Annotated in this window: 12 protein-coding genes; 2 read left to right on the plus strand and 10 right to left on the minus strand. The window is 65.5% G+C overall.

Annotation, left to right across the window (positions count from 1 at the left end; genetic code table 11):
* Nucleotides 1-8: 8 nt before the first annotated feature.
* From AC4FIJ_RS06590 to hisS, 8 genes are all read right to left on the minus strand, one after another.
* The gene (locus AC4FIJ_RS06590; RefSeq protein ID WP_490335919.1) at nt 9-1709 is read right to left on the minus strand and encodes a bifunctional metallophosphatase/5'-nucleotidase; all 1701 of its coding nucleotides are present in this window, start codon (nt 1707-1709) and stop codon (nt 9-11) included.
* 41 nt (nt 1710-1750) lie between these two features.
* Complete coding sequence (locus tag AC4FIJ_RS06595) at nt 1751-2482, minus strand: lysozyme (RefSeq protein ID WP_490335920.1); 732 nt, start codon at nt 2480-2482, stop codon at nt 1751-1753.
* 76 nt (nt 2483-2558) lie between these two features.
* Nucleotides 2559-3818, minus strand: a complete 1260-nt coding sequence (gene metK, locus AC4FIJ_RS06600) for a methionine adenosyltransferase (protein WP_490335921.1) — start codon at nt 3816-3818, stop codon at nt 2559-2561.
* A gap of 66 nt (nt 3819-3884) precedes the next feature.
* Complete coding sequence (gene lnt, locus AC4FIJ_RS06605) at nt 3885-5519, minus strand: apolipoprotein N-acyltransferase (protein WP_490335922.1); 1635 nt, start codon at nt 5517-5519, stop codon at nt 3885-3887.
* Between the two features lie 21 nt (nt 5520-5540).
* The gene (locus AC4FIJ_RS06610) at nt 5541-6185 is read right to left on the minus strand and encodes a DUF4167 domain-containing protein (protein ID WP_490335923.1); all 645 of its coding nucleotides are present in this window, start codon (nt 6183-6185) and stop codon (nt 5541-5543) included.
* A 268-nt stretch (nt 6186-6453) separates the two neighbouring features.
* The gene (prmC, locus tag AC4FIJ_RS06615; protein ID WP_490335924.1) at nt 6454-7317 is read right to left on the minus strand and encodes a peptide chain release factor N(5)-glutamine methyltransferase; all 864 of its coding nucleotides are present in this window, start codon (nt 7315-7317) and stop codon (nt 6454-6456) included.
* Between the two features lie 3 nt (nt 7318-7320).
* A complete protein-coding gene (gene prfA / locus AC4FIJ_RS06620) occupies nt 7321-8388 on the minus strand; it encodes a peptide chain release factor 1 (protein WP_490335925.1) in 1068 nt (355 codons plus the stop codon).
* 7 nt (nt 8389-8395) lie between these two features.
* Nucleotides 8396-9619: a histidine--tRNA ligase gene (gene hisS / locus AC4FIJ_RS06625; RefSeq protein ID WP_490335926.1), complete on the minus strand. Its 1224-nt coding sequence runs from the start codon at nt 9617-9619 to the stop codon at nt 8396-8398.
* 111 nt (nt 9620-9730) lie between these two features.
* On the opposite strand from hisS, the gene AC4FIJ_RS06630 reads away from it, so the two are divergent.
* On the plus strand, nt 9731-11704 hold the full coding sequence (locus AC4FIJ_RS06630) for a M61 family metallopeptidase (RefSeq protein ID WP_490335927.1): 1974 nt from the start codon (nt 9731-9733) through the stop codon (nt 11702-11704).
* Between the two features lie 207 nt (nt 11705-11911).
* The gene (gene ppa, locus AC4FIJ_RS06635; RefSeq protein ID WP_490335928.1) at nt 11912-12451 is read left to right on the plus strand and encodes an inorganic diphosphatase; all 540 of its coding nucleotides are present in this window, start codon (nt 11912-11914) and stop codon (nt 12449-12451) included.
* Nucleotides 12452-12513: 62 nt separating this feature from the next.
* On the opposite strand, the gene AC4FIJ_RS06640 is transcribed toward ppa, so the two are convergent.
* Nucleotides 12514-13860 carry a mechanosensitive ion channel domain-containing protein gene (locus AC4FIJ_RS06640; RefSeq protein WP_490335929.1) on the minus strand — a complete coding sequence of 449 codons (1347 nt, stop codon included), beginning with the start codon at nt 13858-13860 and terminating at the stop codon, nt 12514-12516.
* A 39-nt stretch (nt 13861-13899) separates the two neighbouring features.
* The gene (locus AC4FIJ_RS06645) at nt 13900-15243 is read right to left on the minus strand and encodes a TldD/PmbA family protein (RefSeq protein WP_490335930.1); all 1344 of its coding nucleotides are present in this window, start codon (nt 15241-15243) and stop codon (nt 13900-13902) included.
* Nucleotides 15244-15263 lie beyond the last annotated feature (20 nt).

A 15263-nucleotide genomic window follows, 5' to 3' on the forward strand; every position in this document is an offset into this window, starting at 1 on the left:
GCCCGCGCTTACTCCCCGACGATCGTGATCCGGTCGGTCGCGGGCAATTCACGGCCGCCCTCGCCATCGATCCATGCCTCGAACGCGTCGAGATCGACGGGGCCGACAGTCTTGTCGCCGGGCTGCGTAAACACGCTGAACCGGTCTCCGCCATTGGCCAGAAAGCTGTTTACCGTGACGCGGTAGCGGGTTTCCGGTTCGATCGGCTGGCCATCCAGCCGCATGTCCGACACGCGCTGCCCTGCCGGAGCCCCGGGATTCAGCCGATAGGAAAAGCCGTCCGACACGGAGAGGATTTCCGGCGAATCGGGCACGGTGAATTGCTGTTCCAGCGCTGCGGCAATCTGCGCGCCGGTCAGATCCATCGTCATCAGCACATTGCCGAACGGCTGCACCGCATAGATCTGACCGAAACTTACCGTTCCATCGTCTGCTTCCGGGATAAGGTCGGCGCGGACGCCGCCCTCGTTCATGAAGGCGATCCGTGCGCCATTCGCACGCGTCGCGGCAAGCTGTGCGTCGGCGATCATGTTGCCCAGTGCATTCTCCCAACCGTCCTCGCGTGCGGGGCCCGAGATACGCCCGGCGGGCCGATCCGCCTCGGCCCGCGACGCGTCTTCGTAACGGGCGACATAGGCGGCGATCTCGGGATCGGGGGCAAAGCGGCGGTAATTCGGGTCGTCCGACTGCACCAGCACCATCTCGGCCGCCTTGACCCGCACGTCATGTTTCGCGGGATCGACGGTGATAATCATATCGGTCACCATCCCCGATCCATAGCCCGCGCTGGTCACCAGGAAATCGCGCGCGGGGTCGAACTGGCTGTATTCGCAGATATAGCTGCGATGCGTATGACCCGAGATGACAAGGTCGACGCGCGGATCGAGCCTGCGCAATATATCGTTCAGCGGGCCGATCGCCCCGCCGCAATCGTCTCCAGAATCGTAGAAGCCGTCGCGTTCGAACCCCTGATGGATGGCGACGATGATCGCATCGACGCCCTCGTCCAGCAGTCTCGGCACCAGCGCGTTCACCGCCTCCGCCTCGTCCCCGAACCGCAGACCTTCGATTCCGGCTGGCGACACCAGCGTGGGAACGTCGCGCAGCGGCAGGCCGATCACCGCCACGGCGATCTCGCGCTCACCCGATCCAAAGCGCTTGATGCCATAGGCGGGCAAGATCAGCGATCCGTCGGCGCGCGTCACATTGGCCGCCAGAAAGGTGAAATCGGCGCCCGCGAACGGGTTCTCGATCCGGCAGGGCTCGCGCAGGCCGAACCGGTCGCAACCGCCGTTCTGCATGCGCAGCAATTCCTGCCATCCGCGGTCGAATTCGTGATTGCCCACCGCGTTGAAGTCCAGCCCGATGCGGTTCATCACCTCGACCGAAGGCTCATCCAGAAACAACGATGACACCAGCGGGCTCGCGCTGATCAGGTCGCCCGCCGAAATGACCAGCGAATCGCTGTTCTGCGCCCGCAATTGCCGCACCGCGGTCGCCAGTGCCGCCGCGCCGCCGACGGGGGCATCGAAAGCCGGGCCATCGGGAGTCAGCGGTCCTGCGTCGCTCTTGCGCTTGTGCGGCAAGAGATTGCCGTGGAAATCATTGATCCCGATCACCCGCACGGTGAGCGGCGGCGGACCGGGATCAATACTGGCACAAGCCGAAAGGGCCAGCGCCGCCAGCGATGTGAAGAGCGCGCGAATCATAGCGTCGTCTCTAGCCGCATCGGATGGCGGCGCGAAGATCGTCAACCGATGCCGAGGATCCGGCGCAGCCAACCCGTCTGCTGTTCGGCCTTGCAAATTGAGCCCGGCGCGTCGGTCGGTACCGGGCTCTCTGCGGGTTCCGGCTCAGCCCGAACCGGGTCGGCAATGGTATCGGCTGCCGGTGCGAGGATATCTCCCAGCAGCAAGTCGATCGCGACGCGCCGTCCGCCGATGGGCCGGTAGGAAGGTTTCGCCACGCCATAGACCAGCGCCGTACCATCATTGCTCCACACTCCGTCGAAGAACAGCGACTGTTCCTTGCGGCGCCTGCCCAGCAGAGAGGCGGGTTTGGCCCAGTTGAGCATGGCCGCCCGCGCCCGTTCCCGATCCCCCGCCACCGCCAGTCGCATCCATTCCGCGCGTGCTATGCCGCCCGTGTTCCAGTGGAATGACAGTGCGGCGGCAAGTTCACGCTCGGCCACCGGACGGTCGCCGAACGCTGCAATTACGGGCGGCAGATAATTGCGGCGCAGGGCCCAGATGAACACCGCCATGCAATGCGACAGGGACTGCGGATTATCCCGGTAGCGTTCGACCTTGTGGCCCGAGGCGTCGGTCAGCCCGACGCTCCAGGTCCAGACGCCGACCGAATCGCGATAGGCTTCGCCGACGATCCCCTCATGCGCGATCAGCTCGGCGACGATGCGCGGGGTAAGATCGGGCGCGGCGGGATCGTAGGGCGCGGCGGGGGCGGTTTGAGCGGGAACGGGCATGAAGGACGGCTCCTGTTCTGGAAAACCGCCCTGCTGCCCGTTCCGGCAAAAGTAGGAAAATAAAAGCTGGCGCCGCTCAGGCGGTTACGGGAACGGCCAGCGCCTGCTTCAGCTCTTCGACCAGATCGGTCTGTTCCCACGGGAACATGCCGTCCGCAGCGGTCCGGCCGAAATGGCCATAGGCCGCCGACGAGCGATAGATCGGGCGGTTGAGCTGCAAACGGGTGCGAATCGCGCGCGGCGTCAGACCGCCCAGCGATTCGATGCTGCGGATCGCATCTTCCAGTGCCGCATCGCTGATGCCGTCGGCGCAAGTGCCGTGCGTGTCGACATAGATCGACAGCGGATGCGCCACGCCGATGGCATAGGACAGCTGAATCGTGCAGCGCCGTGCCAAGCCGGCCGCGACGATATTCTTGGCAAGATAGCGCGCGATATAGGCTGCCGAGCGGTCGACCTTGGTCGGATCCTTGCCGCTGAATGCGCCGCCGCCGTGCGGAGCCGCGCCGCCATAGGTGTCGACGATGATCTTGCGGCCAGTCAGGCCGGCGTCGCCATCGGGTCCGCCGATCTCGAACGCGCCTGTCGGATTGATGTGATAGACCGTTTCGTCCGACAGCAAATTATGCGGCAGAATATCGGCCACGATGCGGCGCACATAGGCCTTGAGTTCGGCTTCCTTATCGCCGGTGTGATATCCTGGCTTGTGCTGGGTCGACACGACGATCGCGGTGCAGGCGGCGGGCTTGCCATCCTCGAACCGCAGGGTCACCTGGCTCTTGGCGTCGGGCTCAAGGAACGGCGCCGCGCCGGACTTCCGGTCCTCGGCAAGGCGCTGCAGGATCTTGTGGCTGTAATCCAGCGTCGCGGGCATCAGGTCGGGAGTCTCGTCGCAGGCAAAGCCGAACATGATGCCCTGGTCGCCCGCGCCTTCATCCTTGTTGCTCGCCTCGTCCGCGTCGACGCCCTGGGCGATTTCGGCCGACTGGCCATGCAGGTGATTTTCGAAGGTCAGCGTTTCCCAGTGGAAACCGGCCTGCTCATAGCCGATCTCGCGCACCGTGCGGCGCACCGCCGCCTCGATCTCGTCACGCGCGCCGGGGGCCCAGTAATTGTTGAACTTCCACTCGTCGCGGTCCTTGTCGTACATCGGCTTGCAGCGGATTTCGCCCGACAGCACCACGCGCTGGGTCGTCGTCATGGTTTCGCACGCCACGCGCGCCTCGGGATCCTTGGCGAGCATGAGGTCGACGATGGCATCGGAAATTTGGTCCGACACCTTGTCGGGGTGACCCTCGGAGACGCTTTCCGAAGTGAAGAGGAAATTCTGACGCATGGAGTATCCCGGTATCTTGGGGGCCGGCGGCCCGGATGCACGTATAAAGAGTTCTTTATATCGTCATTAACCCCCGCGCCGCCGCAACGCAACTAGCGCAATTGCGAACAGCAATGCGCCCCACGCCAGAGAGAGCCAAATGCCCATTCGCGCGAACGGCGTGGGTGCCAGCGCAGGCGGCACGTTTCCTTCGATCGACGCCGCGACATGGCGCGGAACATGGGCGCGAACCACGCCGCCCGCGTCGATCACGGCGCTGATACCGGTGGTGGTGGCACGGAGCACGGGAAGGCCTTCCTCGATAGCGCGCAGCCGCGCCTGCGCCAGATGCTGGGGCGGGCCCCATGCGCCGAACCAGCCATCGTTCGACGGGTTCATGATGTAATCGGGGCGGTTGGCGGGATCGACGACCTCGCCCGAAAAGACGATTTCATAGCAGATCTGGATGCCCGCCTTGCCCCATCGCCCCAGATCGAGGGTGCGCGCACCCGGCCCGGCCCGAAAATCGAGCGTGCCCGGCACCAGCCGCGTGAAACCCAGCGGTTCCAGCAATGCGCGAAGCGGGAGATATTCGCCGAAAGGCACCAGATGCGCCTTGGCATAGCTGCCGACGATATCGCCATCGGGTGCAATCGCGGTCACCACATTCTCGGCGCCGGTCGCGCGGTCCCCGCCCGGCGGGATCACGAGGTCGATTGTTCCCGTCAAAAGCAGCGAGCCCGGCCCCAGCAAATTCGCGATCCGCGCGCGGGCAATTTCAGGGTCGGCGGCAAAGGTAGCCTGCCGGTAATAACGGTCGGGATAGCCGGGCTGCAGGAAATCGGGGACGCCCGATTCCGGCCAGATCACCAGCCGGGTCTCGGCCTCTTCGGCCGGCATGCCGGACAGCTGGATCGTCTTGACGAAATTGCGCTCGTAAAATTGCGGCTCGTTCAGCACTTCCTGCCGGATGTCGGGCTGGACGAGGTGGAAAGGCAGGTCGCCTGCCCGCTGGCCGACCACGGGCCATGGAGCCAGCATCAAGGAGGCGGGAAGCACGATGAGCAGCAGGGATGCTATCCGGCGCCGGCGCCACATGATGGCCAGCCACCAGCAGCCCGCCATCAGGACGACAAGGCCCGAAAGCGCATAGGTACCAAGGAATTGGGAGAGGATCGCAAGGCCCGGACGATCAAAGCCGCCCAGCGTGACCGCTGCCAGCGGATTCCAGGCAAAGCCCGTGAATATCGTCGCCCGCAGGAACTCGCACCCGATCCACAAGGCCGCAAAGGCAAGCAGGAACGCGGCGGGCGATCGATCCTCTGGCGCTCGCCCGTGCAGCGTGACCGCCCATGCGGCCAGGACTGCAAGACCGGGATAGATCGCCAGGAAAAGCGAAAGCAGGAAAACGCCGACCCAGCCGAGCCAACCGGGCATGGCCGCCTGATAGGTAAAGGCGGTGGCAATCCAGTTCAGGCCAAGCGTGAAATGCCCGACCCCGAAGAACCATCCGCTGCGAAACGCGCTGCCTGCCGAAGTGGCCGAAAAGCCGAGGGCCGTCAGGCCCGCCAGCGCGGCGAGGCACAGAGGCCACCAACCCAGCGGCACGAAACCGGTTGCCGCCGCAACGCCGCACAATAATGCCGCAGCCGGCCGGAACCATCGCGCGTCGACGACAGGCATCAGGCGCGCGGGCACGGCTATGGCTTTCGCCGTTTGCATCGCCGGACCCGCTCGCTAAATTCAGCCGTTGACGGCCTGCTGCATGTCGCTGTCGCCGCTTTCGGATTCCTCCGCCTTGGGCTTGCGCGGACGGCGGGTGCGCTTGGGCTTTTCGGGCGCGGCCTCTGCCGCACCGGTGTCGCCGATCGCAGGGGGAAGCGCCTGCGGATCGAGACCGCCGCTGTTCTTCACCGAACCCTCGGTCTCGTCGCCATCGGAGGATTGCTCCTCGTCGCGCGAACGGCGCGAGCGGCGCTGGCGGTTGTCGCGAACGAAAGGATTGTCGTCGCACGAGCTTTCACGGCGCGAGCGCGGCTCACGCTCGTTCGCGGTTTCATTGCCGCGGTTGTCGCTCTCGTCCTCGTTCGAATCGTCATCCGAATCGCGGCTGTCTCGATTGTCATCACGCCGCTGCCGCTGCTCGTCCTGACGGGTCTTCCCGTCGGCGATCACGCGGAAATAATGGTCTGCGAACTGCAGGTAATATTCGGCCTGGACACGATCGCCGTTACGCGAAGCTTCCTCGGCAAGCTTTTTATACTTGTCGAGCAGCTGCGGCGCGTTGCCGCGTGCCCGGCTGTCGATCCGGTTCATATGCTGTCCGCCACCCTGCGACCGATTATTGCTGCGGCCACGGCGGCGATTATTGCCACGATTGCTGTTCAATTGAGTTGTTTCCTCTGTCCGGCGCGCTGCGGTTAGCACCGCTCGCGTCGCTAACTCAGCCGGAAAACCCGGGGCCTAATGCACCGGGAATGCCCCCTCTTTCAGCGGCAAACGCCAACAAGAGCGTAAGCCGCCCTCTCCGTCTTGCCGGGCCCGCCTTCTTGCGGACGCGGGCTCACAGATAAAGAGGAGTGAAAAGCGATGGGACTACCTCCGATCGCTCGTCACAGGCAGGACTATCGACAAAACCTGCCAGTGCCAAGTCTTTTTACCGGTCATCACCGGTTTCGTGCCACATCGCTACAGCGCGTGGGCGGTGGGCAAGGTCGTCATGCGCTGTCGCCCGAAGGCCCGATTCGCGCGCCATCGCCATGACAGCGGGTGCCTGCCGGGATCCGATCTCGAAGATCGCCAGCCCGCGCGGAGCAAGCAGCCGGGGCAATGCCGGGATCAGGATACGATAATCGGCCAGCCCGTCCTCGCCTGCGAACAATGCCTCGTGCGGATCGCTGGCTGCGACATCGGCGGCGAGGTCCGGGTCGTGCGTTGCGACATAGGGCGGATTGGACAGCACGAGATCGAATTGACCCAGCCCGTCCGACCAGTCGGGCACAGTCCAGTCGCCAGCCCGCATATCGGCACGGTCACCGATGCCCAAGTCAGTCGCGTTCGTCTTCGCGATGTCCAGCGCAGGGGCGCTGCGCTCCAATCCGGTCCCTTGCGCATTCGGCCAGACTGACAACGCCGCCAGCAGCATGGCGCCCGACCCCGTGCCGCAATCGAGGATCCGCTTCGGCGGATGGTCCGCGAAATGCTGGCGCGCAAGATCGACCAGCAATTCGGTGTCCGACCGGGGGACCAGCACGTCGCGGGTGACCCGCAAACGCAGCCCATAGAACTCGGTCTTGCCCGTCACGTGGGCAATCGGCTCTCCCGCCGCGCGCCGCGCCAGAAGCGGCGCAAAACCGGTCGGAGCGGGGTCACCCATGTGCCGCAGCAAGAGATTGGAGCGCGAACAGCCCAGCGCGTGGGCCATCAGCCATTCCGCTTCCAGCCGGGGCGCGGGGGTCACGCCGGAGAGCGCCAGCGCCGCATCGCGAAGCGCGGACGACACGGTTTCAGGCACGGTCATCCATCAGCCATTCTGGGCAGCGAGGCGCTTGGCCTGATCCTCGGCAATCAGCGCATCGACCAGTTCGCCCAGACCGGGACCTTCCAGCACCTCGGGAAGCTTGTGCAGCGTGAGGCCGATGCGGTGGTCGGTCACGCGGCCCTGCGGAAAATTATAGGTACGGATGCGTTCGGACCGGTCGCCGCTGCCGACCATCGCCTTGCGCGCCTCGGCTTCCTCGCCGTGGGCTTCCTCGCGCATCTTCTCGTACAGACGGGCGCGCAGCACCTGCATCGCCTTGGCGCGGTTCTTGTGCTGGCTGCGCTCGTCCTGCTGGGTGACGACGAGCCCGCTGGGCAGATGCGTGATGCGCACCGCCGAATCGGTGGTGTTGACGTGCTGGCCGCCCGCGCCGCTGGCGCGGTAGATGTCGATCTTGAGGTCGCCCGGATCGATCTGCACATCGACCTCGTCCGGTTCGGGCAGCACGGCGACGGTGGCGGCGCTGGTGTGGATGCGCCCGCCGCTTTCGGTGACGGGCACGCGCTGGACGCGGTGCACGCCGCTTTCAAACTTCAGCTTGGCGAACACCCCCTGCCCGCTGACATTGGCGACCACTTCCTTGAAGCCGCCGATGTCGCTGGCGTTCGCGCTGATCGTCTCGACCTTCCAGCCCTGTTCCGCCGCAAAACGTTCGTACATGCGGAACAAGTCGGCGGCGAACAGGGCGGCCTCGTCCCCGCCGGTCCCCGCGCGAATTTCCAGCATGGCGGGACGGCTGTCGGCGGCATCGCGCGGCAGCAGCGCGACCGCCAGCTTCGCCTCGGCACCGGGCAGTTGGCGCTCGATCCGATCGATATCGTCGGCGGCCATCGCCTTCATCTCGGGGTCGGACAGCATGCCGCGCAGTTCGGCGAGTTCGGCGCGCATCGCCGCCACGTCCGCCGCCTCGCGCGCGACGGGCTCCAGCTCGGCGTAATCGCGGCTGGCGGTCACGAAGGCCCCGCCCTCCAGCGTGCCGGACGCGAGCCGCGCCTCAAGCTCGGCAAAGCGCTGTGCGATCTGGGACAGGCGTTCGTCGGAGACGTTCATGGGCAGATCAGTCCGCCAGCGCCTGTTCGATGAGCGCGGTCACATCGCCTTCCGCCCGAATGCGGCGGGCCACCTCGCCCTCGCGCAAGGCGAAAGCGACGATGGCCTCGGCTCCGATCTTCACCGCCTTGTCGAAGCGCTTGCGGGGGCTGCCACTGGCCATCATCTCCGCCGAAATGCCGGCGCGGCGCAGCCTGCCGATCGCGGCGGTCGCATCGGGAATCGCGGCATCGTCCTCGGCCACCACGATGGCGTCGGCGACGGCGTCCGTGTCCCGCTCGCCCACCAGCATCGCCAGCCGCTCAATACCCGCGGCCCAGCCGACCGCCGGGGTCGGCGGACCGCCCAAGGCTTCCATCAGACCGTCATAGCGGCCGCCGCCCAGCACGGTGCCCTGTGCGCCCAGCCGGTCGGTCACGAATTCGAACGCGGTGTGGCGGTAATAATCCAGCCCGCGCACCAGCGAGGCCGCGCGCGTCCACGCCACGCCCGCCGCATCCAGTCCGCTGGTAACGGCGCCGAAGAAATCCTGCGCCTCGCCCGACAGATAGTCGTCGATCCGGGGCGCGTCGGCAACGAAGGCCTTGTCGCGCGGATCCTTGGAATCGAGGATGCGCAGCGGATTGCGCTGCAGCCGGTCCTGCGAATCCTCGGACAAATCCGCGCGGTGCGCCTCGAAATACTCGACCAGCGCGGCGCGCCATGCATCGCGGCTGTCGGCATCGCCCAAGGTGTTGAGCTGCAGCGTCACGCCGTCGGCGATGCCCAATTCCTTTAGCAACTGGTCGGCAAAGGCCAGCAGTTCGACATCTGCCTGCGGTTCCGCCGCGCCGATGATCTCGGCATCGATCTGGTGGAACTGGCGGTAGCGACCCTTTTGCGGGCGTTCGTAGCGAAACAGCGGCCCGTGGGTCGCCAGCCGGACCGGCGCGTACTGCTTCCACCCATTGGTCAGATAGGCGCGCGCGATCCCGGCGGTGAATTCGGGCCGCAAGGTCAGCGATTCGCCGCCGCGATCCTCGAACGAATACATCTCCTTCGACACGACATCGGTCGTCTCGCCCAGCGAGCGCGAAAAGACGGGCGTCTTTTCGAACACCGGCATCTCGACGCGGCGGAACCGGTACAGCCGCCTCAGCCGCTCGAACGTGGCGACGACGAAGGCGAAGCTTTCGGCTTCCTCGAAGATGTCCTGGGTGCCGCGAATGGCCTGAGGTATTTCAATGGTCATGATGGCTGCGCCCTTAGCGGCAAGCGGGGGCGGTGAAAAGCCGAACTGCCCGCGACCCGGATATGCGATGAAGGTTGCATTTGATACGATGAAGCGTCAATTCAGCACGCCATGACGACCAAGACCCTTCGCGCCCGTGCCGCGCTGCTCGCCTCCGCCCCCCTGCTCCTCGGCGTTCTTCCGCTCTCGATCGCGCCTGCCCATGCGCAGGCCGTCCGCTCGGCGCCGACCGCGATGCCGATCGCGCCCAGCGTGCCCGATGCGGTCGACACCCCTTATCCCGGCACGATCCAGATCGACGTCGACGCGACCGACCTTGCCCACCGAGTGTTCCGTACGAAGCAGGTCATCCCCGTCGCTCCGGGGACCCAGACGCTGACGCTGCTCTATCCCGAATGGCTGCCCGGCCATCACGGCCCCGACGGCACTATCGATGCGCTGAACGGCCTGCGCTTCTTCGTCGACGGCAAGCCGGTTCCGTGGACCCGCGACAATGTCGAGGTCTATGCCTTTTACATCGCTCTGCCCGCTGGCGCGCGCGAAGTGACGGCAGAGATCGTCTATACCTCGCCCGTCACCGGCAGCGAGGGGCGCGTGGTGATGACCGACGATCTGATGAACCTGCAGTTCAATCAGATGACGCTTTATCCCGCGGGCCATTACGTGCGCCAGATCCGCGTGAAGCCCAGCGTCACCATGCCCGAAGGCTGGGCGACCGCCACCGCGCTCGACGGGCAGACGCAGGCGGGAAATGTCGTCAGCTTTGCCGAGACCGATTACCAGACGCTGGTCGACAGCCCGATCTTTGCCGGCAAGCACCACAAGAGCTGGACCATCGCCGACGACGTCACGATCGAGGCCTTCGCCCACGATCCCGAAGACCTCGTCATGCCCGAGGGCGAGCAGGAAGCGATGAGCGCCATGATGACCGAGGCGAATATATTGTTCGGCTCGCGCCCCTTCGATCATTACGAGTTCCTGATCGCGCTGTCGGACGAGCTGGGCGGCATCGGGCTCGAGCATCACCGCTCGACCGAGATCACGCTCAGCCCCGGCACGTTCAAAAGCTGGGAAGACGGCCAGTATCCCGACAAATACGGCTTTTCGGTCGATGTCATCCCGCATGAGCTGGTGCACAGCTGGAACGGCAAGTATCGCCGCCCGGCGCTGACCTGGACGCCCGATTACCGCCAGCCGATGCGCAACGACCTGCTGTGGGTGTACGAGGGCATGACCCAGTACTGGGACCTGCCGCTGGCCGCCCGCTCGGGCATCAACACCAAGGACATGACGCTTGCCGAGATTGCCGACGCGGCCGGCAGCTATACGATCGAACCGGGCCGCGAATGGCGAGCGCTGATCGACACCACCCACGATCCGATCACCGCCAATCGCAAGCCTAAACCCTACACCACCTTCTCGCGCAGCGAGGAATATTACAACGAGGGCGCACTGATCTGGCTTGAGGCGGACATGATGATCCGCACCGAGACCAATGGCGCCAAATCGCTGGAGGATTTCGCCCGCCGCTTCTTCGCGGCGCAGGACGGCGATTATGGCGAGCGGACCTACAGCTTCGACCAGCTGGTGGCCGATCTGAACGCGGTCTATCCGCATGACTGGGCCAGCGTCCTGCGCGAGCGGGTCTATACCGCGGGTGCCCCCGCCCCGACGCGCGGCATCGAACTGGGCGGATACGAACTGGTCTTCAAGGAAGAGCCCAACGCGTTCCGCGCGGGCATCCAGGAAGAATACGATTATCTGAACCTGTATTATTCGCTTGGCATGTCGGTGAACGACGACGGCACCGTGCGCGGCGTGTTGTGGGACGGCATCGCCTTCGACAACGACATCATCACCGGACAGGTGATCGAGGCCGTGAACGGCAAAGCCTATTCCGCCGAGGTCATTCAGGACGCAATCACCAAGGCGAAAGACGGCACCCCGATCGAACTGCTGGTCAAGCGGGGCGAGGATTATCGCACCGTGTCGATCGACTACACCGGCGGGCTGCGCTGGCCTTGGCTGGTGAAGAAGGGCGAAGGCGAGACCTTGCTCGACCGGTTCCTCGAAGCGAGGCGCTGAACGCGCACGCGGCTGCGGACGCCCCCGATGGAGCGTTCGCAGCTGCGGCAATTCGGTGGGGCGATGGCGCAGCGGGGTTAACCCCCTTGGCCGGAGCCCTCCACGGCGCTAGAGCCCGCGGGCAATCCTGCGACCTTGGGACCGGCTTGTGCAACGCAGCGCGGCCGGTTCCGGTGACAAGATCATAACAACGAAGGCCCAGAACCCATGCGTATCGACATGATTCCCACCGGTGACAATCCGCCCAACAGCCTCAATGTCGTGATCGAGGTTCCGACCGGCGGTGAACCGGTGAAGTACGAGTTCGACAAGGAATCGGGCGCCCTCTTCGTAGACCGCATCCTGCATACGCCGATGCGCTATCCCGCCAATTACGGCTTCGTGCCGCACACGCTGTCGCCCGACGGCGATCCGCTCGATGCGCTGGTCGTGGCGCGCAGCCCCTTTATTCCGGGCTGTGTCGTGCGCGCCCGCCCCATCGCCGTGCTGAACCTCGAGGACGAGCATGGCGGCGACGAGAAGCTGGTCTGCGTGCCGGTGGATTCGACCTTCCCCTATTACACCAAGGTGGAAGAACTCGACGATCTGCCCGAGATCGTGCTGAAGCAGATCGAGCATTTCTTCACGCACTACAAGGATCTGGAGAGCGAGAAGTGGGTGCGCGTCGGCACCTGGGGCGGGGCGGAAGAAGCGCGCCGTGTCATCCGCGAGGCGATCGAACGCGCCAAGGAAGCAAAGTCCGCCTGATCGGCAGATCAAAGCCATTCGCATGGGGCCGTCCGGAACAATCCGGGCGGCCCTTTTGCGTATCACTCGATGGGCCGTCCCGAATCGAGCAGGTCGCCGCCCGTTTCTGCGCGCTCGCGCTCCACCATTTGCGCGACATGGCTTTCGGGGCGCAGGTCGGTGGCTTCCGCGTCTGCAGGGCGCTGGCCCCTTCCCATGGAAGCCTTCTCGCGGTCCGCATCCTGCGACGTGGCCGTCGTGACGGGGGCGCTGCGCGGATCCATGCGCAGGCGATAGATCGGTTCGGGCAAGGCAAAGCCCGCATCCTCCAGCGCCACCTTGCCGGCCCGGATCGCAAGGCTGCGGCCCTTGTAGAAGTCGGTCTGCTCCTGATCGAGCCATGCGAGGAATCGCAGCACGATGTTCGAATCGCCCACCTCGACGATGCGTGCGACGGGTTTGGGATCGTCGAGCACATAGTCGAGCGCGCTGACCGCCTTCACGCCCACTTCCATCGCATCGACCGGATCGTCATCGGCATCGACGCCTAGGTCGAATTCGAAGCGCCGCTGGGGATTGCGCGTATAATTCAGGATCACCGCCTTGAAGACGGTGGAATTGGGGATGCGCAGATGATTGCCGTCCAGCGTCATCAATATTGTCGCGCGGCTGGTCAGCCGCACCACGCGCCCCTCGTCCTCTCCGATGACGACATGGTCGTTGGCCCTGAACGGCTGGCGCAGCGACAGCATGACCGACGAGATATAGTTGTCGATCGTGTCGCGCACGGCAAAACCGATGGCGATGCCGATGACGCCGCCGATGCCCAGCAGCGCGCCCAGCAAGGCGGTTGCCCCAAGGATCTTGAGCGCAAGGTAGATGCCGAAAAGCACCCCCACGAACTGCACCGCGCTCGACAGCAGTTCGGCGACGAAACCGTTGGGGGACACCCGCCGCCATAGCGCCTTGCGGTTCGAAAGCCACGCGCCGAGCCAGAACACCAGCGCGGCGACGACCAATGCGACTGCCAGCAGGGGCAGCATGCGCACCAGACCCTTCGACTGGGCCACGATATTGTCGACGGCAGGCGCGATATTGGTTGATACGGCGACATCGCGCTCGATCCGGTTGTCGACCGTTACCACCCCGGCCACGCGTCCGGCGATGGCGGCAGCCTGCTCGACCTGTTCCGGCTGGGCGACGGTTCCGCTCAGGCTGACGACGCCCTGTTCTACTGCCACCTCGATATGCGACAGCGAATCGATTGCCGCAAAAATGCCGCGGATCCGTTCGGCTATGCGCTGGTCTTCGTTCGCGTCGCGCTCGGCCTCGATCGCGCCGGTGACCGCCGGTTCGGCCTCGGCAGCCGGTTCCTCGGCGGCGGCGCCCAGTATGGCCGCCGCGCTGGCGGGCAAGGACGGGATCAGCATCAGCGGCGCCATGAGGGATAGAATCACGCGCCGCATCGCCTAGTCTCCCGCCACCGTCATCCCGTCGATCCTGAGGCTGGGCACGTTGAAGGCCTGCACCATTTCCAGATCGTCGGCCGCCCGCATATTGGCGAACATGTCGCGCATGTTACCCGCGATGGTGATTCCCGCAACCGGGCCTGCAATCTCGCCATTGACGATGCGAAAGCCCGATGCGCCGCGGCTGTAGTCGCCGGTCACCACGCTGAACCCCTGTCCGATCAGCTCCGTCACCCAGACCCCGTCGGCAATGTCGGCGATCATGTCCGCAACGGTCTCGCCGCCGGGCAGCAAGGTCACGTTGGACGCCGACACGCCCGGAGACCCGCCGCCGCCGCGCGCCGCATGGCCGGTGGGCCTGCGCCCCAGCTTGCGCGCCGACGCCGAATCGAGCAGCCAGCCGGTCAGTACCCCGTCATCGACAAGGCGGCTGGCGGCGACCGGCAATCCCTCGCCGTCGAACGGGTGCGAGCGCAGACCGCGCTTCAGCAGCGGATCGTCGGTGATCGTGATGCCGGGCGCGAAAATCCGCTTGCCCTCGTCATCGGCCAGAAAGCTGGCCCCACGCGCGATTTCAGAACCGGAGATCGCGTGCACTAGATGACCGATCAGCGACCGGCCAGCCCGGCGGTCGAACACCACGGGCATGGGGCCGCTCTTCATCTTGCCGGGGTTGAGCCGCTCCACCGCCCGGCTGCCGGCCAGACGCCCGATCTCGGCGGGCGAGAGCATGTCATCGACATGATGGGCCATGCGCCACGCCATGCCGCGCTCCATCCCGCTGCCCTTACCCGCGACCACTGCGCCCGACCGCGAATGATGCGATTGTTCGTAGCCACCGGAAAATCCGTGACTGGTCGCCAGCGCGACGACGCCCCTGCCAAATGACGCGCTCGCCCCTTCGCTATTGGTCACGCCCTCGACGCTGCGGGCCGCGTCCTCGACCTCAAGCGCCGTATTGCGCAGCGCTTCCGGCTCCGGCGCCGGGGAGATCAGGTCCAGGTCGGCGGGCGGCCCCTTCATCAGCATATCTTTGGGAGCAAGCCCGCCATAGGGATCTTCTGGCGCGCCTTTCGCCATGACGACGGCGCGCTCGGCCAGCTCGTCCAGCGACGCGGAATCGAGCGCGCTGGATCCGACGGTGGCGCTCCGGCGGCCCACGAAGACGCGAAGACCCAGATGCTCCGATTCGGATCGATCCACGCTTTCCAGATTGCCCAGCCGCATCTCCACCGATTGCGAGCTTCGGCCCAGATAGACCGCATCGCCCGCATCGGCACCCATCGCGCGCGCCTTCGCCATCAGATCGGCGCAGCGTTGTTCGGCTTCCTGCGTGCTCAGCATGTCGTCTTTCCTGTCATGGC

The sequence above is a fragment of the Croceicoccus sp. genome (genome assembly GCF_983967925.1).

Coding starts and splice junctions, on each gene's coding strand:
- AC4FIJ_RS06590 (WP_490335919.1), bottom strand. CDS start 1,709: ATGATTCGCGCGCTCTTCACATCGCTGGCGGCGCTGGCCCTTTCGGCT.
- AC4FIJ_RS06595 (WP_490335920.1), bottom strand. CDS start 2,482: ATGCCCGTTCCCGCTCAAACCGCCCCCGCCGCGCCCTACGATCCCGCC.
- metK (WP_490335921.1), bottom strand. CDS start 3,818: ATGCGTCAGAATTTCCTCTTCACTTCGGAAAGCGTCTCCGAGGGTCAC.
- lnt (WP_490335922.1), bottom strand. CDS start 5,519: ATGCAAACGGCGAAAGCCATAGCCGTGCCCGCGCGCCTGATGCCTGTC.
- prmC (WP_490335924.1), bottom strand. CDS start 7,317: ATGACCGTGCCTGAAACCGTGTCGTCCGCGCTTCGCGATGCGGCGCTG.
- prfA (WP_490335925.1), bottom strand. CDS start 8,388: ATGAACGTCTCCGACGAACGCCTGTCCCAGATCGCACAGCGCTTTGCC.
- hisS (WP_490335926.1), bottom strand. CDS start 9,619: ATGACCATTGAAATACCTCAGGCCATTCGCGGCACCCAGGACATCTTC.
- AC4FIJ_RS06630 (WP_490335927.1), top strand. CDS start 9,731: ATGACGACCAAGACCCTTCGCGCCCGTGCCGCGCTGCTCGCCTCCGCC.
- ppa (WP_490335928.1), top strand. CDS start 11,912: ATGCGTATCGACATGATTCCCACCGGTGACAATCCGCCCAACAGCCTC.
- AC4FIJ_RS06640 (WP_490335929.1), bottom strand. CDS start 13,860: ATGCTGATCCCGTCCTTGCCCGCCAGCGCGGCGGCCATACTGGGCGCC.
- AC4FIJ_RS06645 (WP_490335930.1), bottom strand. CDS start 15,243: ATGCTGAGCACGCAGGAAGCCGAACAACGCTGCGCCGATCTGATGGCG.